This is a genomic window from Ohtaekwangia koreensis (genome assembly GCF_900167975.1).
GTDB classification, from domain to species: domain Bacteria; phylum Bacteroidota; class Bacteroidia; order Cytophagales; family Cyclobacteriaceae; genus Ohtaekwangia; species Ohtaekwangia koreensis.
This window is the reverse complement of record NZ_FUZU01000005.1, coordinates 280763-300578: the sequence shown is the minus strand read 5'-3', so window position 1 is coordinate 300578 and position 19816 is coordinate 280763. Positions and strand designations below refer to the sequence as shown.

General features: G+C 41.5%; 16 protein-coding genes. 12 read left to right on the top strand and 4 right to left on the bottom strand.

Annotated elements, in window-relative coordinates; translation table 11 throughout:
• The first annotated feature begins 70 nt into the window (after positions 1 to 70).
• From B5Y40_RS28430 to B5Y40_RS28380, 11 genes are all read left to right on the top strand, one after another.
• Positions 71 to 607: a YbhB/YbcL family Raf kinase inhibitor-like protein gene (locus B5Y40_RS28430; RefSeq protein ID WP_079690292.1), complete on the top strand. Its 537-nt coding sequence runs from the start codon at positions 71 to 73 to the stop codon at positions 605 to 607.
• A gap of 154 nt (positions 608 to 761) precedes the next feature.
• Complete coding sequence (locus B5Y40_RS28425; protein ID WP_079690291.1) at positions 762 to 2123, top strand: M16 family metallopeptidase; 1362 nt, start codon at positions 762 to 764, stop codon at positions 2121 to 2123.
• A gap of 3 nt (positions 2124 to 2126) precedes the next feature.
• The gene (locus tag B5Y40_RS28420; protein ID WP_079690290.1) at positions 2127 to 3467 is read left to right on the top strand and encodes a M16 family metallopeptidase; all 1341 of its coding nucleotides are present in this window, start codon (positions 2127 to 2129) and stop codon (positions 3465 to 3467) included.
• Between the two features lie 174 nt (positions 3468 to 3641).
• Positions 3642 to 4256 carry a TetR/AcrR family transcriptional regulator gene (locus B5Y40_RS28415; protein WP_079690289.1) on the top strand — a complete coding sequence of 205 codons (615 nt, stop codon included), beginning with the start codon at positions 3642 to 3644 and terminating at the stop codon, positions 4254 to 4256.
• An 80-nt stretch (positions 4257 to 4336) separates the two neighbouring features.
• Positions 4337 to 5665: a TolC family protein gene (locus tag B5Y40_RS28410; protein ID WP_079690288.1), complete on the top strand. Its 1329-nt coding sequence runs from the start codon at positions 4337 to 4339 to the stop codon at positions 5663 to 5665.
• 24 nt (positions 5666 to 5689) lie between these two features.
• A complete protein-coding gene (locus tag B5Y40_RS28405) occupies positions 5690 to 6748 on the top strand; it encodes an efflux RND transporter periplasmic adaptor subunit (RefSeq protein ID WP_079690287.1) in 1059 nt (352 codons plus the stop codon).
• Between the two features lie 14 nt (positions 6749 to 6762).
• Complete coding sequence (locus B5Y40_RS28400) at positions 6763 to 9945, top strand: efflux RND transporter permease subunit (protein WP_079690286.1); 3183 nt, start codon at positions 6763 to 6765, stop codon at positions 9943 to 9945.
• 24 nt (positions 9946 to 9969) lie between these two features.
• Positions 9970 to 10392, top strand: coding sequence for a hypothetical protein (locus B5Y40_RS28395; protein ID WP_079690285.1), 423 nt, complete (start codon positions 9970 to 9972; stop codon positions 10390 to 10392).
• Between the two features lie 160 nt (positions 10393 to 10552).
• A complete protein-coding gene (locus B5Y40_RS28390) occupies positions 10553 to 11656 on the top strand; it encodes an adenylate/guanylate cyclase domain-containing protein (protein ID WP_079690284.1) in 1104 nt (367 codons plus the stop codon).
• Between the two features lie 218 nt (positions 11657 to 11874).
• Positions 11875 to 12927, top strand: a complete 1053-nt coding sequence (locus B5Y40_RS28385) for a sensor histidine kinase (protein ID WP_079690283.1) — start codon at positions 11875 to 11877, stop codon at positions 12925 to 12927.
• A complete protein-coding gene (locus B5Y40_RS28380) occupies positions 12924 to 13619 on the top strand; it encodes a LytR/AlgR family response regulator transcription factor (protein WP_079690282.1) in 696 nt (231 codons plus the stop codon). Before B5Y40_RS28385 ends, B5Y40_RS28380 begins: the two co-directional genes overlap by 4 nt.
• Before the next feature lie 54 nt (positions 13620 to 13673).
• Here B5Y40_RS28380 and B5Y40_RS28375 read toward each other — a convergent pair whose 3' ends face one another.
• Both B5Y40_RS28375 and B5Y40_RS28370 read right to left on the bottom strand, forming a co-directional pair.
• Positions 13674 to 14636, bottom strand: a complete 963-nt coding sequence (locus tag B5Y40_RS28375) for a purple acid phosphatase family protein (RefSeq protein ID WP_079690281.1) — start codon at positions 14634 to 14636, stop codon at positions 13674 to 13676.
• 336 nt (positions 14637 to 14972) lie between these two features.
• Entirely contained in the window at positions 14973 to 15587 is a 615-nt protein-coding gene (locus B5Y40_RS28370) for a YceI family protein (RefSeq protein WP_079690280.1), read from the bottom strand.
• Between the two features lie 420 nt (positions 15588 to 16007).
• Here B5Y40_RS28370 and B5Y40_RS28365 point away from each other — a divergent pair, with 420 nt between their 5' ends.
• The gene (locus B5Y40_RS28365) at positions 16008 to 17225 is read left to right on the top strand and encodes a sterol desaturase family protein (protein ID WP_079690279.1); all 1218 of its coding nucleotides are present in this window, start codon (positions 16008 to 16010) and stop codon (positions 17223 to 17225) included.
• A gap of 94 nt (positions 17226 to 17319) precedes the next feature.
• On the opposite strand, the gene B5Y40_RS28360 is transcribed toward B5Y40_RS28365, so the two are convergent.
• Both B5Y40_RS28360 and B5Y40_RS28355 read right to left on the bottom strand, forming a co-directional pair.
• Positions 17320 to 17781, bottom strand: coding sequence for a hypothetical protein (locus B5Y40_RS28360; RefSeq protein ID WP_079690278.1), 462 nt, complete (start codon positions 17779 to 17781; stop codon positions 17320 to 17322).
• Between the two features lie 11 nt (positions 17782 to 17792).
• On the bottom strand, positions 17793 to 19793 hold the full coding sequence (locus B5Y40_RS28355; protein ID WP_079690277.1) for a glycoside hydrolase family 97 protein: 2001 nt from the start codon (positions 19791 to 19793) through the stop codon (positions 17793 to 17795).
• Positions 19794 to 19816: the final 23 nt, after the last annotated feature.

The window sequence follows — 19816 nt, the reverse complement described above, 5'->3', positions numbered from 1 at the left end:
TTTCTGCGATAGTCGTTGTTCGCGACTGATTGTAATTTTGCTCTCAATAACAAACCAAATAATACGCGTTATGAAAAGAATATTTATTTCCATGCTGGCAATGTGCAGTATCACGTTCGCTTTTGCACAGACATTTACTTTAAAGAGCAAGGATGTTGGCGGACAAGCCACGAACAAAGAATTCTTTAACGGCTTTGGATGTAGCGGAGAAAACATTTCACCACAATTGTCGTGGGAGAATGCGCCACAAGGCACGCAAAGTTTTGCCGTTACCATCTATGATAAAGATGCACCTACGGGCAGTGGTTTTTGGCACTGGGTAATTTTTAATATACCAGCCAATGTAACAGAATTGAAAAGTAATGCCGGTGATATAACAAAAGCCATTGCTCCTGCTGGCGTTATTCAAAGCATCACCGACTATGGTAAATTTGGTTACGGTGGTCCTTGCCCTCCTCCCGGCCCTATTCATGAATACCTCATCACGGTATATGCTTTGAAAAACAAACTTGAACTGGATAAAAATACAACGCCAGCGGTAGTTGGTTTTAACCTCAACCAATCCGTTATAGGTAAAGCCTCTATTGTGATGTACGGCAAACGATAAGCCGCTATATAGATTTTAAAATGTATACAAAGCCCTGTGACCAAGCTCACAGGGCTTTGTATTTTGAGGGTTCCTAATCGTTGACTTATAATTTATTGACAAGCGGATTGGAAGATTCTATCTTTCTATACATTTTACATATAAATGTTCCCGTATGAAAAAACTACTCTCTGTCGTATGCCTGGTGTTTCTGCTGAACACCGTAATGGCACAACAACTTCCTGCAAACTTTCACTTGACAAAACTGAAGAACGGACTGGAAGTATTAGTGATCGAAGACCGCACTGTCCCATTGATCACAATCGAAGTCTGTGTGAAGAATGGTGCCTATACTGAAGACCCCGAATACAACGGGCTATCGCATTTATATGAGCACATGTTCTTCAAGGCAAATAAAGATCTGCCATCACAGGAAGCTTTTCTTAACCGTGTGAATGAACTTGGCATTGTGTTCAACGGCACAACCTCCGATGAACGCGTGAATTATTTCTTCACGTTGAACAAGAAATTTTTAGAAGAAGGATTGTCCTTCATGAACTCCGCTATTCGCTTTCCATTGTTTGATGAGAAAGAAATGAAAAATGAAAATCCCGTGGTGGATGGTGAGTTTCAGCGGAACGAATCCAACCCGGGGTTCTGGCTCTTTCAGGATATGCAAAAGAAGTTATGGGGAGATCTATATAGTCGTAAAAATGCCATTGGTAATCACGACATCATTCTGACAGCTACTACGCAGAAGATGCAGACTATCCAAAAGAAATATTATTACCCTAACAATTCTATACTTGTTATAGCCGGTGATGTAAATCATGACGAAGCGGTCAAGAAAGCAGCCGCGCTCTTTGAAAGCTGGCAACCTTCAGACTTCGATCCGTTTGTGAAGTATCCTATACCTGAATTCAAGCCGCTGCAAGGCACTACGGTTTTCATTACAGAAAATGCAAACACGCGCAATCCTTTCCTCATGATGGCATGGCACGGTCCGGATACACGTCATGATTTGAAAGCAACCTATGCGGCAGATGTATTCTCCTATATATTAAAGCAGCAGTCCTCTAAACTTCAACAAGAGCTTGTTGATAGCGGTTTGGCATTTAATGTGAATGTTGGATATCAAACCTGTAAATATACCGGACCGATAACCGTGTTCGCGGTGCCACATCCTGATAAGATCAAGGAGGTAATTGAAAAACTGGAAGAGCACGCTAATCAATGGGACAGCGATAGTTATTTTACCGATGAACAACTCGCTACTGCTAAAAATCTGTTGGCCATTGACGATGCTCACAGCCGTGAGAAAACTTCTGATTTTATTCACACCGTAACCTATTGGTGGGCTTCTGCTACTATAGATTACTATACTTCCTATGTTGACAATTTGAAAAAAGTTACACGCGAAGACATCAAGCGTTATGTACAGACCTATATTAAAGGTAAACCAAAAGTTATAGGGGTGCTTTCCACTCCACAAAACAAACCTGCACTGGAAGCCAATCTGAAAACCCTCAAAAAATAGAGTATGAAGAAATTTATTTGTTATATACTGGTAGCCGTAGCGTGTATAGCGCAAAGCTTTACCTTCCCGCCTGACGACAAGCCTCGCGAGTTCGTTGTGGAAGGTATCAAAGTAATTTTCAAACCTTCCGTTAAAGAAATTGTAAGCGCACGTTTCTTTATTAAAGGAGGTACAGCAAACTATACCAAAGAACAGGAAGGTATAGAAGCCCTTGCGCTTTCCGTAGTGACCGAAGGAGGAACGAAGAGTCTGAACAAAACTGCATTTGCCACAGCGCTGGAAAAGATCGGCACGAACATCGGGTCGAGCACAGCATTGGATTATAGCGAAATCAATTTGTCATGTATAAAAGATTTCTGGGATCCATCATGGAAACTGTTCGCTGATGCGATTGTAAATCCAGCGTTCGATGCAAAAGAATTCGAGTTGATAAAAGGAAAGGCTGTATCAGCAGCTAAAGAATCGGAATCTAATCCCGATGTACATCTAAAAAATAAAAGCCTCGAAAACACTTTTGCCGGACGAAACTATAGCAAGATCACAACGGGCACAGCAGCAAGTCTGGAGAAACTTACCGTTGACCAGGTCGCTGCCCACTATAAATCTATACTCGGCAAGAAAAATGCATTCATTGTAGTAGTCGGTAATATTTCTGAGGAAGATCTCAAGCAAAAAGTTGCTGCAGCATTTAAAGGATTAGGAGCTGGCAAAACACTTCAGCCTGAAAAGAAGATCGAGTTTAAACCGCAGGCTACAATAGAAAATCGAGATATAGCTACAAACTATATTCGTGGTCTCATGAGTGCTCCGTCTATGAATGATAAAGAAGGCACTGCCATGATGCTGTCAACAGCTATTCTATACGACCGTTTCTTTGTTGAGCTGCGTACCAAGCGAAGCCTCTCGTATGCACCGGCTGTAAATTATGCTTCGAGTGCTATAACAAATCCGTACGCGTTGTTCTATATATCTACCACTGACCCGAAGCAATCGCTTCAAGTGATGATGGATGAAATTAACAAAGTGAAGAACCAGGGCTTTTCTGAAAAGGAATTGAAGGACATGAAAGAGAGCTATCTCACTACATTTTTTATGGGACTTGAAACAAACGACTCGCAGACCTTCACACTCGGCACGCGAGAGGTTGCTGGTGATTGGAAAAAAGCTGAGAGCTTCATGAGTGATGTTGAAAAGATAACCGTGCAGGATTTGAACGCTGTGTTTAAAAAGTATTCAAGCTCTATAAACTGGACTTATCTTGGAAAAGAAAGCGCTGTGAGTAAAGATGATTTCAAACAGCCGCAGCTTTTCCCGGACAACACCAAAATCTCTCCTAAAAAGTAAAATTCTTAAATTTTCTTTCCTGTCTGATTTTCCATAATAAGACGCAGGATGGCTTCAAAAAGCCATTTGAGCTCATTTAGAAATCAGACAGGAATAATTTTTTCAACTTCAGCTTGCACACCACAACCTTTAGAGGTTTATTTGCGTTAACAAAATTGTTAATCATTTTTGATAATGACTACAGAAAACATCCAGACTGAAGAATTGATCAAGGAAACCGCGAAGCGGCTATTCTTTCAGAAAGGCCATATTCATGCAACAACGCAGGAAATTGCCAATGAAGCGGGTGTGAATAGGGCATTGATCCATTATTATTTTAGAAGTCGCGACCTACTTTTTGAAAAAGTGCTCGATGAAACGATTGGCGTTATGCACAAAAAAATGGATTCGATTTTTCTAACGAATGATTCCCTGCGCGTAAAAATCAGTCGCTTTATTGATGCTTTCATTGATCAGAATATTGACTATCCGTACTTGGAAAACTTCTTGATAACGGAAATGGCAAAAAGCCCTGAAAAGATTAAGCAATTACCCAATCAAGAGAAAAAGGAAGAATTTAAAAAGTTTATCGAGAAGCAATTGTCGGATGAAATTGCCGCAGGAACAATGGCTCCTATTAAGCTGGAACACTTCATCGTAAATCTGATGTCGATGTGCAATTATCCTCTTTTAGCAAAGCCGCTTATACAGAATGCATTCGGGTTTGATGAACATACCTACAAGAACTTTTTACTCGAGCGAAAACGCGTGGTGTACAGAACCATCTTTAATGAAGATCTCCCGGAATAAAATTTTTAATTGAATTGATAGACTAAATATTTTTTTGCCTCGTCCTTAACTAAAATGTTAAACAATATAATTAAACTATAATGATAAGTAGAATTTCGTTTTTTCTGGTCGCTATACTCCTGATAGTCAGATCGCAAAGTTATGGTCAGCAGCTCACGCTGGAGGAGTGCATTAGAATATCGCTCGAGAACAATCTCGATGTAAAAAACAGTAAGCTGGAAGTTCAGTCGACTGAGTACAAAGTAAGCGAAGCGAAAAGTGGTCTGTTGCCTACCGTGGATGTGAACGGGCAGTATCAATACTACTTCGAAGTACCTGCACAGCTTATTCCATCTTCAACGTTTGGCGGACCTGCCGGAGAATATACCGCTGCAAAGTTCAGCATGCCACAGACTACCTCGGCCAACGTACAGGCTACACAAACACTGTATAATCAGAAGGTGATGGTAGGACTTAAAGCTGCAAAAGCCGCACGCTCCTATTCAAGCGTACAGCTTACACTCACCAAAGAAGATATCATCTACAACATCACTTCTACTTATTATAACATCCAGGTATTGTCTGATAATCTTAACCTTCTGCAAAGCAACATTACCAATCTTGAAAAAACTGTAAAGACGAATGAGGCGCTGAAGAACAATGAAATTGTTTCAAGCAGTACCTATAAACGTTTACTTATTAATCTGGAGAACCTGCGCAACGAATATGAAAACCAAAAGCTCAGCCAGACCAAGTACTATAACCTTTTAAAATACCTGATGAACGTTCCGCTTACGGAACCTATAGAAGTAACAGCCTTCGACTTTAATACTACACTCGAAGAACTTCAAGCGGGAGACGTCAACCAACGTGCTGATATACGCCTGCAGCAAGAACAGATAAAATTATACGAGCTCGATAAAAAGAGCACTCAATCCGGATACTACCCAACATTGTCTGCCAATCTATACTATGGATATAGCGGATACTATAACAAATTCTCACCGGCTGAAACAATCAACAACCAATGGATCAACAGCAGCTATTTTTCGCTGTCGCTGAAAATACCCGTATTCGATGGGTTCAGTAAAAAATACCAGGTAAAACAAAAATCTGTGACGGTACAAAAGAGTATAAATTCACTTACAGCCATGAAACAGAAAGCTGATCGTGATATACAGGACGCGCTGAATAATTATACCAGCAATAAAAACCTGTTAACAAACAGCAAGCGCAGCCTTGATCTGGCGGAGCAACTCTTCAAAGATGCAAACATCGAATATAGCAACGGGTTGATCACCATTACAGAACTACTGGATGTTCAGGACGATCTTTCAGACGCTCGTAGCAATTATAGCACTGCGCTGATCAACCTGAAAATTGCCGAGCTCGATGTTAAAAAAGCCAATGGCGAATTAGTTAAAGAATAACCATACCATGCATTTATAGTATATATGAAAAAGAAAATTATCATTACCGTCCTTGTTATACTGGTTGTAAGCTTTACGGCCGTGAAACTCTTTAGTAACCAGAAAACTGTTCAGGAGAAAGTATACCGACCTGATCCTGACAAGAAAGTACTTGTGAAAGCACAGGTAGTGGAACCGAAAGACCTCGACAAGACTTTCGTTTATACCGGAACCCTTCAACCCTTCCGTGAAATCATGTTGATACCACAGTCAGAAGGTGAAGTGACTTCAGTATACTTCAACGAAGGCGATGTTGTTCAGCAAGGTAAACTCCTCCTGCAGATCGATGACGAAATGTTGCGTGCCAAGTATATATCGTCTCAAGCAACATATGAAACTGCCAAGCGAAATTTCGAGCGCTATGAAAAAGCGTCTGAAAGTGAAGGCGTCAGCAAAATGCAATACGACAATTACTGGCAGTTATATAAAGATGCCGAATCTCAATTAAAACAATTGGATAAAAACATTCGCCTCAGCAAACTTACCGCTCCGTTCAGCGGCACCGTTACTGCTAAAGATGTAGAGGTTGGTACTGTTGTAAACAAGAATGGAAACGTAGGGAGATTAACAGACCTTTCCCAACTGAAACTTGAGATAGCCGTGCCCGAAAATGAGATCACTCTATTTAAAGAAGGTGAAACGGCTTCTGTAAAAACAGATCTATACCCGACCCAGATCCTAACCGGGAAAATTGATTATGTATCAGATCGTGCGGATGACTCTCATAACTATATAGTAAAGATACTTCTCAAGAATAACAATAAGGGCATAGCACTGAAAGCAGGTATGTATGGAACAGCCATCATGAAAAAAGATTTGCAGGCTCCCACACTAATTATACCGCGTTCGGCTTTGTTAGGCTCTGCCAAAAATCCACAGGTATTTGTGGTTGAAAATAATATAGCAACACTTCGCAACATACATACCGGTAGCAGCAATGGACTGGAAGTAGAGGTAATCGAAGGATTGAAACAAGGAGAACAAGTAATTCTCAGCGGACAGATAAACCTGTCGGAAGGTTCTAAAGTACAGGTCGCTCAATAATAAACGAACGCATTATGTCATTAACAGAAATTGCTGTCAAAAGACCTTCGCTCATCATCGTTATCTTTTTGGTGTTGATGCTGGGAGGATTGTTTTCGTACACGAAGCTCAACTATGAGCTCATGCCTGACTTTGATATACCTACACTTGTAATCGTAACGTCTTATCCGGGTGCTGCACCTACAGATGTAGAGCAATCGGTTACTAAAAAGATCGAAGACGTAGTAGCCGGTATAGATCGCGTTAAAAGTATATTATCACAATCCTACGAAGGTGCTTCTGTGATCTCAGTTGAGTTTTCAGTAGGAACCGACATGGATGACAAACAGCAGGAAACACAACGCAAGATCAACAATATACTATCCGATCTTCCGGATGATGCTGAATCTCCTTCTATATCGAAAGTATCACCAAGCGATCGTCCTATACTTCAACTGACAGCTGTATCAAAAATGGGTACACAGGAATTTTATGACCTGGTGGATGATGAGATTCTTCCGCAGCTACAACAAGTAGAAGGCATCGGAGAAACGCAATTGCTGGGTGGACAGGAACGTGAAATCAAAGTAAGTGTTAACAAGGACAAACTTATATACTATGGCATTTCGTTATCGCAGGTTACACAAGCGATCAACAATGCGAACCTTGATTTTCCTACAGGAAAAGTAAAAAGTAAAAATGAACAGATGACGGTGCGCCTGGCTGGTAAGTTTACTGACCTGGAGCAAATCAAGTCACTGGGCATTACAACAACTGCCAACGGTAGCGCTATTCGCGTAGGCGATGTAGCCGATGTAGAAGATGGTACAAAAGAACAAACCGTTCTAAACCGCTTCAACGGACAAGATGGTATAGGTATAACCATAAAAAAACAAAGTGACGCTAATGCTGTAGAGATCAGCAAACAGGTAAAAGCGCGAATCGCATTGCTTGAGAAAAAATATGCTGACAAAGATCTGAAGATTATTGTTGCTGATGATACCTCTGATTTCACACTTGAGTCTGCTGATGCCGTTACTCATGATTTGATTATTGCTGTTGTGCTTGTGGCCGCGGTGATGTTGCTCTTCCTGCACAGTCTTCGTGATTCACTCATCGTTTTGGTTGCTATACCTGCTTCATTGCTGTCAACCTTTATAGCCATGTATTTCTTCGGCTATTCGCTGAACCTGATGACGCTGCTTGCCATGTCCCTGGTGATTGGTATTCTGGTAGACGACTCGATCGTTGTTCTTGAAAATATACACCGCCATCTCCACATGGGAAAAGATAAAGTACGCGCCTCTATTGAAGGACGTGCTGAAATTGGTTTCTCCGCTATCGCCATTACGATGGTTGACGTTGTGGTATTCGCCCCTATAGCCATGATCAATACAACCATCGGTGATTTGCTGCGTCAATATTCCGTTACGATTGTAGTCTCTACGCTCATGAGCTTGTTTGTTTGTTTTACGCTTACACCTTGGCTCGCTTCACGATTTGGTAAAGTAACACACCTGAATCCTTCCAATTGGTTTCATAAGCCGTTGATCTGGTTTGAATCCTTTGTAACATGGCTTACCAACGGGTATGTAAAGCAGCTGCAATGGACACTTCGTCATAAAATAATTACAGGAGCAGCTATACTCGCAGCCTTTGTAGTAACAGGCTATATTATGGGTCTTGGTATACTTGGACAGGAAATGGTAGCTGCTGGCGACCGTGGTAAGTTTACCCTAAGTCTGGAATACGACAAGAGTATACCCATCACCGAGAACAATATTCACACCCGTGAAATTGAAAACTATCTTCTTTCAGAACCCGAAGTATCCACTGTATTCTCCAATGTAGGAGGTGCAAGTTCAGCAGGCTTTGCTTCCGTTGCCAATGTAGGAAGTGAAAATAAAGCCGAGCTTACTATAGGACTTGTTGATAAAGAACAGCGCACGCGCACTACCGAGCAGTATATGCTCGATGTTCGGAAAGTTATCGAAACAAAGTATCCGGGTGTTGAAGTAAATACATCTGTGGTAGGTATAACCAGTTCGGATGAACCGATTCAAATTGTACTGAACAGCGAAGACAGAACGGCCTTAATGGAGTCTGCCAGGAAGATGGAAGACCTCATAAAAAAAATGCCAGGTGCGAATGACGTAAGCGTAAGCGTTGAAGACGGCAATCCGGAATTGACCGTAGACATCAACCGTGAGAAAATGGCACAACTGGGGTTGAATATATTTACAGTAGGCGGTACGTTGCAAAATGCCTATACCGGTAACACGGATGCTAAATTTCGAGTGGGCACGAATGAATATGATATCAATGTCCGCCTCGATGAATTCGATCGTAACAACGTTGACGATGTAGAAGACATCACGTTTGTAAACAATAGCGGTCAACTGATTCCGCTAACACAATTTGCTGACATTCGCCAGAGCAGTGGACCTTCCATGCTGGAACGCAAAAACCGCAGAACATCGGTTACTATTAAAAGCAATGTATTGGGAATTACTTCCGGAGTATTAGCCGCCAACATCGACCAGGCATTATTGAAAGATCCTTTGCCCGCTTCTGTTGAAATGAAATGGACAGGAGACATCGAACGTCAGGCTGATTCATTCGCAGCGTTGGGAGTAGCGCTCATCGCCGGTATATTATTAGTATACCTGGTGATGGTTGCTCTATACGACAGCTTTATATACCCGTTCGTAGTATTGTTCTCTATACCGGTGTCATTGATCGGTGCATTCATTGCATTGAATCTTGCCATGAGCTCCATGAGCATCTTTACCATGCTGGGTATGATCATGCTGCTGGGTCTGGTACTCAAGAACGGAATTCTGTTGGTCGATTTTACAAACCAAAAAAAGGAAGAAGGCTATACAACCTATAATGCATTGATTGCGTCTGGGAAAGCACGTCTCCGTCCGATATTGATGACCACTATTGCCATGGTGATTGGTATGTTGCCGATCGCGCTTGCAAAAGGTGCTGGTGCAGAATGGAAAAACGGGTTGGCAATTGTTATGATCGGTGGTCTGCTGTCGTCCCTTATACTTACCATCTTCATAGTGCCTATGGTATACTATATGGTGGATCGCGTGAAGGAAAAATGGAACCATCGCCAGAGCAAAAAAAGAAATGCCAATGAAACTCTGCACGAAGAAGCAGAAAAGGTTCTTGACAATTCGACTACCTATAAAGAAGTACTAAATTAAGCTATACCGGTAACTATAGTATATATGAATGCTCAATTTGTTTTTCAAAACGCACATTGTGAGGTTACACAACCCAATCCATATACGTTAACGATCAAGCTAAAAGGTTTCATGAAAATCGAACATCTCCTTGATATTACCCGGTTCATGGATACGTTTATCAAAAAGCACACGATCACTGCCTTACTGGTAGATCAGTCAGAACTAAAAGTACTTTCGAAAGATGTACTGGAGCAAATGATGAAGATGATCTCCGCTATATCACGGGATGGTATACAGCGAATCGCCATTGTAGATGCGGAAGATATTTTCGCGAAAGCATCGTTCGCCAAAATCAACAAAGAAGCGGACTTACTTACTGATCGTGTAACACGAGCGCATTTCATGCATGAGAGAGGTGCCAGGGAGTGGCTGCAGCTGAATGAATCAACACCTGCTGCACACTGAAAATAGTAAAGATTAATGATAGAGGAGTCCGGACGCGGTGACTCAGGGGGTGTGTTGCACGTCTGCGATTCCTCTCATTAATCATTTCAAAGAATAACTGTTTCTGATCTGGTGGCGACAGTCTAGCTTTACCTGACCAGCATCCATAAATCAACCGATTATGAAAGAAGTCTACAACAGAGTAACAGAGCTATTCGCGCTCGTTGTTATATATATAGTCGGACTGGTTTTCTTCCGCTTTCTGATGTTCCTGGGTACTGTGGATACCGTTTGGATTGATTCTGTACCACCGCTGATTTTAAACCTGGCCATTGCGTTGAATGGACTGGTAGTAGGTATAGGCATGGCATTTATAGAGTTCAGAATATTTCCACGTATGGTGAACTTACCCACACACACCTTCATGGCACTGCGATTCCTAATCACCATTACAACCATAACTCTGGGTATTGCCGTTGTTCACCATCTTTTTGTCATGCTATATTTCGGCCAGTCATTCGGCGAGGCTTATCTATATACTTTAAGATTCCTGGAAACAGGTGTATTCTGGGCCTTATTTATTTACCTGGTATTTCTAAGCGTTATACTCAATATATTTAAAGTAGTGCATCACCACATCGGTCCGAATGCTTTCATCAATTATGTAACCGGGAAATATAGAATTCCTCAGGAGGAGAATCGCGTTTTTATTTTTATTGATCTGAAATCATCCACTTCTATAGCCGAGCAACTGGGGCATGTGAAATATAGCCGGTTTCTCAATACATTCTTCAACGACCTCACCGAAATTATAGCACGACACCAGGGTGAAGTATATCAATTCGTAGGCGATGAAGCTGTGGTTACGTGGCGAATAGAAAAAGATGAACAGTGCCTGAAGTGTATCCAACTCTTTTACGATTTCAAGAATAAGCTATACCGAAACCGAAGCCTGTACGAGGAAAAATTTGGCGTGTTTCCAGAATTTAAAGCATCGATCCATGTTGGTTTGGTATCTGCATCAGAGTCGCAGGGAAGAAAGCGCGAATTGGTATACCATGGCGATGTGTTGAATACCTGTGCGCGTATATTGGAATTATGTAGCAGATTAAAAAAGGACCTTTTGCTATCCGAACCTGTAGCCCAATGGATCATCGATTCCTCTGACTATACCATTCACCCGCTGGATGCCATCATGCTTCGCGGCAAAGGCGAATATACTTCCGTTTTTGAGGTGGTCTCTGCAAATGAGGCAAAGCAAGCACAAGCCGTTCCATTACCTTAAATTCCACATACTATTCCCATTGTTGTGTAAACAAATTAACATAGTCTTTCTTCATCACTACTTTAAATTCCGGCACAAAAGCCTTAATTATCGCAATTATTTCGGAATAATATAATCACCCTGCTATGTTTGGGATGGATTGGAAATCAGACACAACGATCTTCATTCACAACGGCTATGCAGCTTTCAATCTCTCATACCTTTAACCATACTCTGCGATGATCACCAACAGAAAACACCTGGTATGGCATATCACCGGATGTATCCTGTTTTTGGCGTTGCCCCTCTTTTTGTTTCCACATCCACCCGGAGAAAAAGATTTTATTTTCTCAAAACCTACACAACGCGATTTTATAGGGAACATCATTATGTTGGCGTTCTTCTATATCAATTACTTTCTGCTTATTCCCAAGCTTTACTACAAGCAGAAGTATATATTGTATACTATCGCCATCATTACAGGTTTTTTGATTATTACACTTGTACCATCATTCCTTACCGGGCATAATCCCTTCAGTAAATCTATGGACATTTCACTGCCTCCTGGCATGCACCCAATGCCCGGTGTAAAACCTGACGGCTTTACATTCATAGAAGAAATACGGCACCATATATTCCTATATGTAACAGTCATTTTATTTTCGGTGTTGCTGCGTGTAAGAAGCCGGTTGTTTAAAACAGAGATAGCCCGCAACAATGCAGAGATCTTATCGCTGAAAGCGCAGATCAATCCGCACTTTTTGTTCAATACCATGAACAATATATATGCATTGTCTGTGCGTGAAAAGGCATCTGCTACTGCCAGCAGCATTCTTAAACTGTCAGGATTAATGCGTTACGTTGTCACAGAAACCGGACATGGTTTTGTATCGCTTGATAAAGAGATCAGCTATATCAACGACTATATAGAACTTCAACGGATGCGTCTTGATAAACGCGTGGCGCTGTCCTATAAAGTAAGCGGCAATATTACAGGCCAGCAGATCGCACCATTGTTAATGATTCCATTCATTGAAAACGCGTTCAAGCATGGCGTTAATCCGGATGAGGATTCTTCAATCAATATCCACATCGAAATAACAGCGCTTGAATTAAAGATCATCGTAGAAAACAACAAAGTAAAAGTTGCCCTTGACCCGCACATGAAGAGCGGTCATGGTATTGAAAATACAAAATCAAGGCTACAGCTTTTGTATCCTTCACGTCACTTCTTAATTTTAAGTGAGGATGACAATCACTTCCGCGTTCACTTAACCATCCACTTAACGTGATAAAGGCAATTGCTATTGATGATGAACCTCTTCCTTTGGAAATACTGGAAGCGTATTGTAATGACATCAACTTTCTGAAATTAGAAAAGACCTTTACACAAACCGGAGAAGCAAAAAAATATCTTCAGAAACATCCAGTTGATTTGATCTTTCTGGATATACACATGCCCGCTATATCGGGTATCGAATTCTATAAAGGCATCGAGCAGGATACCATGGTAATCTTTACCACAGCGTACAGTGAGTATGCTATTGATGGCTTTAATCTCAGCGCGGTAGATTATTTATTGAAACCTTACTCGCAGGAGCGCTTTGAAATAGCGGTGAACAAAGCAAACGACTACTATAATTTCCTACACCAAAAAGAAACGAAGGAACAAAAACATATTTTTATCCGGGCTGAATATAGTCTGCTTAAAATCCCGATAGCAGATATATTCTATATTGAAGGATTAGCAGATTATTTGAAAATACATTTGCTGAATGCAAAAACGATATTGACCCGGATGACCATGAAGACCATGCTCACCAAACTTTCCCCTAAAGAATTTATCCGGGTGCATCGTTCCTTTATTATTCCGTTCAGTCTGATCACCGGGGTTCGCAATAAAATAATAACCTTACGGGATAAAGAAATACCAATCGGCTCCAGCTTCGAAGAATCATTCTTCCAGGAGTTCAAGGATCGGTAAGACAGTATCCTGTACATACGATACATACATCTATAGTATAGATCGTATATAACGCTACTTCGTGATCTCCGTACTGTATAAAACGGCTCCCGTATAGTCTATAACCTGTACAATCATCTTATCGCGCGTTACGGTAAACGTCATGAAACCATACTGTGAAGCAGCAAATTTACTTTCTGGTAATTTACCAACCTGCGTGGCTTCTGAAGCAGAGCCCGAAATAAAATGCTGTGTAGTACCTGCAGGAACAATATGTTGCAAACTGTGTTCGTGCCCTGCTATATAGGCGTGTACTTTATGTTTCGCCAAAACGCTTTTCAACGAGCCGCGTACTGCTCGGGTATCATAACTGTTCTTACGTTTGTCGCTGCCTGTATATAGTGGATGATGACCAACAACGATTTTCCACTTGATGTTCGGTGAAGGATTGGACAATACTTTATCGAGCCATTTCTTTTGTGCCGTTGTATCCTGCGACTTAACATTTGGTCCGTATTCCGAATTGCTATAAAACTCTTTGATCAATGGATTTGTATCAATGAATGCAATCAATACCTGGTTCGTGGTATCACCGTTAATCGGGAATCGCTTCTCGTAATAGCGCGATGGCATAATCCATCTGCGACTGATCTTCGTATAGGCAACCTGTGCATCCGGATTGGATTTATAGTCGTGATTGCCCAACACCGGGTACCAATCCCACTGAAGTGAAAAGGCAGTATAAATATCTTCAAATGAATACTTCCACAACGGATCAAATTCACTCCGCACACCACTTGGATAAAAGTTATCTCCGGTGGAAATGATAAAATCAACACTAAGCTTTTCCGCTGACTTTCCCATTTGGTCAGCAACTTGCTTTTGATGGTCGGCTCCATTTCGCCCCCAGTCACCCATCACAATAAAGTTAAGGGCTTCGTGATTTACTTTCAACGTGGGCTGCGCGAGCAGACTCTGGCAAACCAAAATCAAAGTGAGGGTCAGAACTTTCGTTATAATTATACTATTTTTTTTCATGAATACTTCTTTATATGTATTGGGTCAAGATCTTAAAGCAACCTTACGTGTATTGCTCAAGAATACAAAAACTCAATAGTTGAATCCGGGAGTCTTTTGCAATGAGGCGCAAAAGTAAAGATACATGGAATTGATCAAAACAGATTATTATGTCTTTACAAAGACTTCACATGGAGTTAACGTTAATTGCCGGAAGGAACTCCGATATCAGTATATATAAAGGAACAGTGGCGTTATAACGTGATCACTATATACTGGAAGGCAATAAAAAAAGGGAGAAAGCTTTTATGCGCATACACAAATTGCTTTCTGCCCCTTTACCTACCAAACCAAAAATCAAACGCCCGTTTGAAGTGACGCTACCAGATTAAGATCCAGCTCAAATTCATTTGAGATTGCCTTGTTACCGAGGTTATCAAAGAAGCTTGAAGAACCATAGCGGATGTCGTACTTCGTACGATCAACTATAATTTTTGCTGTTGCTGTAAGCTTCTTGCCATCGTTTTTGATAGTTGCAGGAAACTCAACATCATTGGTAATACCTTTGATGGTAAGTTTACCTTTCACCAGATATTCATCACCGGCCTTTGGTGTAACAGAAGTAACTTCAAAAGTAGATTTTGGAAATTTAGCAACGTTGAAAAAGTCTTCGTTTTTCAAGTGCCCAACCAATTTTGCATTAGAGCCTTCGTCTTTAACATCAGTAACCGTAAGTGACGTAAGATCGATCTCAAACGTTCCTTGCTTTACCAGTTTACCTTCTGTTGTGATTTCACCTGATGTAATGGTAACGTTACCCGTGTGCTGGCCTGTTACTTTTTTACCTATCCAAACCAGTGTGCTGGCTTTTGGATCTACTTTAAATTTTACCGGAGCCGGTGTGGTGAATGATAAAAGTGTTACTACCGCCAAAGCGACAAGTGCTGTTCGTAGTATCTGGGCATTTCTCATAATTATAAAATTTTAGGTTAATGGTTAATATTAATGAGTTTCTTAATCGTTTTTAAACCATCTCTGTCAACTGCCATACGATATATATAGACGGTTTTTTTCCGAGGTAAATAACAGGAAGATGGTGGATTTTATTTTGTAATGTGAATGATCTGCGGTCAACAACACGGTATACTACAGACCAAAGTTCTTGATCCATAATTTCTTCTCTGCTGCTCGTTGACTATAGACTTCATGTTGACCTATTATTAGATTCCTTCTAATACCAATATCGTACCAGGATTCAGAATGATATCCTGATTGGCATTCTATGAGGCAAAAGTATAAATTAATCCAACAATTCCAAAAGTCTATAGATTTAATATACTAATGGATTATATTTGTCGTTCCACCACAAGCTCAGACACAATTTTTTATTTCATGGATAGCAAAGTCAATTTTGTCGCTTTCATTATTCCTGCTTTCTTTCTTTTCCTGGTGCTGGAATATTTCCTTGCCCGAAAACAAGGCAAGGGTAATTTATTCACCTATAAAAATTCAGTCGCGAACATTTCTATTGGAATTGCCGAGCGCCTGCTCAACCTTCTGATCACCGGAAGCTTCTATAGTTTATACTACTATATATATGAGCACTTCGCGATGTTTAAAATTTCAAATGCATGGCCAACATGGATATTGTTGTTGCTTGCAACGGATTTGATCTGGTATTGGTATCATCGGCTTGGGCATGAGATCAACGTGATGTGGGGTGCACACATCGTGCATCATCATAGCGAGGAATTTAATTATACCGTCTCGGCACGCATCACAACACTTCAGGCAGTGATCCGAAATTCATTCTGGTGCATCCTTCCGTTCATCGGCTTTCATCCCGCCATGGTTATCGCTATACTCGTGGTACACGGCACGTACTCATTCTTTACGCATACACAACTGATTCTTAAACTTGGGTGGATTGAAAATATACTCGTTACTCCCTCCCATCACAGAGTACACCATGCTTCCAACGAAAAATACCTGAATAAAAATTACGGTGATATCTTTATATTCTGGGACAAACTCTTTGGTACCTTTCAAAAGGAAGAAGAAGAACCTGCCTATGGCCTAACGCATCCTTTGAAGAGTCGTAGCTTTCTGTGGCAACACTTTCATTATTATTTTGAATTGGCAGAAGCCTGCCGCAGAAGCGGAAGCATACTTAAATCATTGCAGATAATTTTTGGCAGACCTGAAGATCTGGATCAAAGTATACGCCACGACCTCGAAGTAACCTTGTTACCCGAAAAGAAATCGTTCCGCTCAACATTACGCTTCAAAGTATATTTAAACACGCAGTTGCTTGCTGCTATACTTGGTCTGTTTTTCTTTACGCTATACTATTTTCAACTGAACAATATCGAGATCGCTTTTGTGGTCACGTTAATTCTGATCACACTGATCAACTGTGGTGCTTTACTGGAACAACAAGAGTGGATTTACTTCCTTGAAATCGCCCGGCTCTTCGTTGCGTGCGCCTATATCAGTTACATGGCAGAAAGCTTTGGATTATTTGGCATCAGTATAATCGCAGTACTGATCATCGCTACCATGACGTCCTTCGAGCGCATGTACTTCAGGTTTGTTTACGACTCGCAGTAAAGATTAAAAGTATATTTAGTAAGGACCCTCTCTAAAAATAAAGAGACTGCCGATCAAGCAGTCTCTTATCCTAACAAACGGCTCTAACCTTATACTAAACCAAATTTTCAACAAGCTCAATTCGTGACATTCCAATCACCGAATAACTCTGCAAGCGTGCCGATCCGCTATATTTTAGAATCGCTTTATCCTGGAGGTTTGCGCGGCTGATCACTTTCGTAGGCCCTACAATAGTCTGTGAGTTATCACGCAGTGACACGCAACATACTTCTTTACTGGTAAGCTTGCTGAAGTCTAGTGTACAGTCGCCCTTTACCAGGTGAATGATAATCTTCTTGCACACACCATGAAACCGGATTATACCGTTACCGATGATGGTGAACTCTACATTCTTCTTCGAGTATATCATTCCTGAAAGATCAAACACACCCTTCGCGGTAAACTCTACATCGCCAAAATTACCAATGAGCAATGAATCATTCTTATGCTCGCCGTCAAACTCGATCTTACGAGCTTTCACCAGACTCTTCGTTTCAGGTATATTTTTTACTTGCATAGTCTTTAAATTTATTTAACCTCCGAAAAACGAATTGCGGCACCACCACCTTTCGCCAGTGGAAGCTTCAATATAGTGCCTGCATCTACCACCTGCGTTGTAATCGCGATCGGCAGCGGGTTTGTAGTAACATCTGCATCTTTACCATCCTGGTATATTTCTGCCGTATACTTTTTACCCGGTGACAGAAAATTCAACCTGACTTCTACTGTACGAGATTCTTCATTGGTAATACTTCCCAGGTACCAATCATTACTACTACGATCTTTACGAACTGTGATAACGTACTTACCGATCTGTGCATCGGGTATAATTGTCTGCTCCCAATCAGTAGGTACATCTTCAATGAATTTAAAAGCCGGGTTCCCTTCGTAATTCTGTGGCAAGTCTGCCGCCATGTGCAGCGGACTATATAGTATAACATATAGCGCGAGTTGTTTTGCCAGCGTGGTATGGACGCGAAATGTTCCTGTCGTTTTAAACTGGATATCAAATATACCGGGAGTATAATCCAACGGTCCGCCCAGGCAACGCGTAAACGGAAGTATAGCAGTATGCTCCGGAGGATTCCCTTCGCTCCACGCTTCATACTCTGTGCCACGAGCACCTTCGCGCGTCATCATGTTGGGATACGTTCTGCGCAAGCCGGTATCTTTTACAGGCTCATGTACATCCAGCATAACTTTGTACCGGGCTGCAGTCTCCATTACCTTGTGATAGTGACGCACCATATATTGGCCCTGATGATGTTCACCACCCGGGCGCCTGTTTACATATCCTGTTTTCAACCGGTGTATATCATACTGCGCACAGAATTTGAAAGCATCTTCAAGTTGCTGTTCATAATTCCTGATGTTCCCACCGGTTTCGTGATGCGCGATCAACCCTATATTTCGCTCCTTCGCGTAGCGGCTTACTTCTGCAATATCATAGTCTGTATAGGGCTTAGTGAAATTAAAATTCCCGGCAGCAGTCCAGTCGCCTTCCCATCCTTCATTCCAGCCTTCCGCTAATACAGCAGCGAATTTATGTTTGCTTGCAAAGTCAATCTGCGCTTTCATGTTTTCAGTAGTAGCACCGTGGTGCGGCCCGCTCTCCCACGTATGTGTTTTAATATGCATGCCCCACCATATACCAGTATATTTTCCGGGTTTGATCCAGGATACATCACCAAGTTTATTGGGCTCGTTCAAATTTAAAATGAGATACGATGTAGCCAGGTCACCCGGCTTACTTGCAATCTGTATAGTACGCCATGGAGTTTTCATAGGAGCAGTGGCTACCACTCTATCACCATTGGTCCATGGCACAAGATCACACTTCAATGTCTTGTTTCCCTGGTTGAACAAAGTCATCGATGCATAGTCTACCAACGCTGCTTCGTGAATACTGATATATAGACTAGTACTCTCAAGTGTCAGTGGTGTATGCATCTTCTCTTTAAGCTCGCTTACTTTATTTTTCCGGAAGAGGCATTCGGAGTCCATATCATCACTATAGGCCGGAATCCACCACGCAGCAGGATCTTGCGCGATAGCAAACTCGGTGAGCTCATCCATGATCACAAAATCTTTCAGATTAGGTTGTTGAGGAAATTCATACCGGAAGCCGACACCGTCATTGTATACTCGGAATTCAACGATCACGGTACGCGTCAAATTTGTCTGCTCTCCGAGCGTTACCAGGAGACTGTTATAGTGGTTTCGAATTGTTTTTACTTCTCCCCAAGGCTGCGTCCAGGTTTCGTCAAAGGAAGATTTCCTGACGTCAGCAACCTTGAAATCCGTTGCCAGGGCCGGTTGATTTTTCAGTATAAAACCAAGTTTTGAATCGGTGATAATCGTCTGCCCATTCCGTTGTACGGTATACACGGGAGCGCCACCTTTCAATTTTACCTGCACCCGGACGGAGCCATCCGGTGATTTAGTTTCGAGAAGTTGATTTTTGTCCTTACCAAAACCTGGAGCCGGTAAACAAAGACAAATTGTAAACAGAATCAGAAAGGCCTTCATGGGTTAGGGAGTCAGAAATTGCA

Bases quoted from the DNA above. Each gene is read 5' to 3' on its own strand.
- B5Y40_RS28430 (WP_079690292.1), top strand. From the start codon at position 71: ATGAAAAGAATATTTATTTCCATGCTGGCAATGTGCAGTATCACGTTC.
- B5Y40_RS28425 (WP_079690291.1), top strand. From the start codon at position 762: ATGAAAAAACTACTCTCTGTCGTATGCCTGGTGTTTCTGCTGAACACC.
- B5Y40_RS28420 (WP_079690290.1), top strand. From the start codon at position 2,127: ATGAAGAAATTTATTTGTTATATACTGGTAGCCGTAGCGTGTATAGCG.
- B5Y40_RS28415 (WP_079690289.1), top strand. From the start codon at position 3,642: ATGACTACAGAAAACATCCAGACTGAAGAATTGATCAAGGAAACCGCG.
- B5Y40_RS28410 (WP_079690288.1), top strand. From the start codon at position 4,337: ATGATAAGTAGAATTTCGTTTTTTCTGGTCGCTATACTCCTGATAGTC.
- B5Y40_RS28405 (WP_079690287.1), top strand. From the start codon at position 5,690: ATGAAAAAGAAAATTATCATTACCGTCCTTGTTATACTGGTTGTAAGC.
- B5Y40_RS28400 (WP_079690286.1), top strand. From the start codon at position 6,763: ATGTCATTAACAGAAATTGCTGTCAAAAGACCTTCGCTCATCATCGTT.
- B5Y40_RS28395 (WP_079690285.1), top strand. From the start codon at position 9,970: ATGAATGCTCAATTTGTTTTTCAAAACGCACATTGTGAGGTTACACAA.
- B5Y40_RS28390 (WP_079690284.1), top strand. From the start codon at position 10,553: ATGAAAGAAGTCTACAACAGAGTAACAGAGCTATTCGCGCTCGTTGTT.
- B5Y40_RS28385 (WP_079690283.1), top strand. From the start codon at position 11,875: ATGATCACCAACAGAAAACACCTGGTATGGCATATCACCGGATGTATC.
- B5Y40_RS28375 (WP_079690281.1), bottom strand. From the start codon at position 14,636: ATGAAAAAAAATAGTATAATTATAACGAAAGTTCTGACCCTCACTTTG.
- B5Y40_RS28370 (WP_079690280.1), bottom strand. From the start codon at position 15,587: ATGAGAAATGCCCAGATACTACGAACAGCACTTGTCGCTTTGGCGGTA.
- B5Y40_RS28365 (WP_079690279.1), top strand. From the start codon at position 16,008: ATGGATAGCAAAGTCAATTTTGTCGCTTTCATTATTCCTGCTTTCTTT.
- B5Y40_RS28360 (WP_079690278.1), bottom strand. From the start codon at position 17,781: ATGCAAGTAAAAAATATACCTGAAACGAAGAGTCTGGTGAAAGCTCGT.
- B5Y40_RS28355 (WP_079690277.1), bottom strand. From the start codon at position 19,793: ATGAAGGCCTTTCTGATTCTGTTTACAATTTGTCTTTGTTTACCGGCT.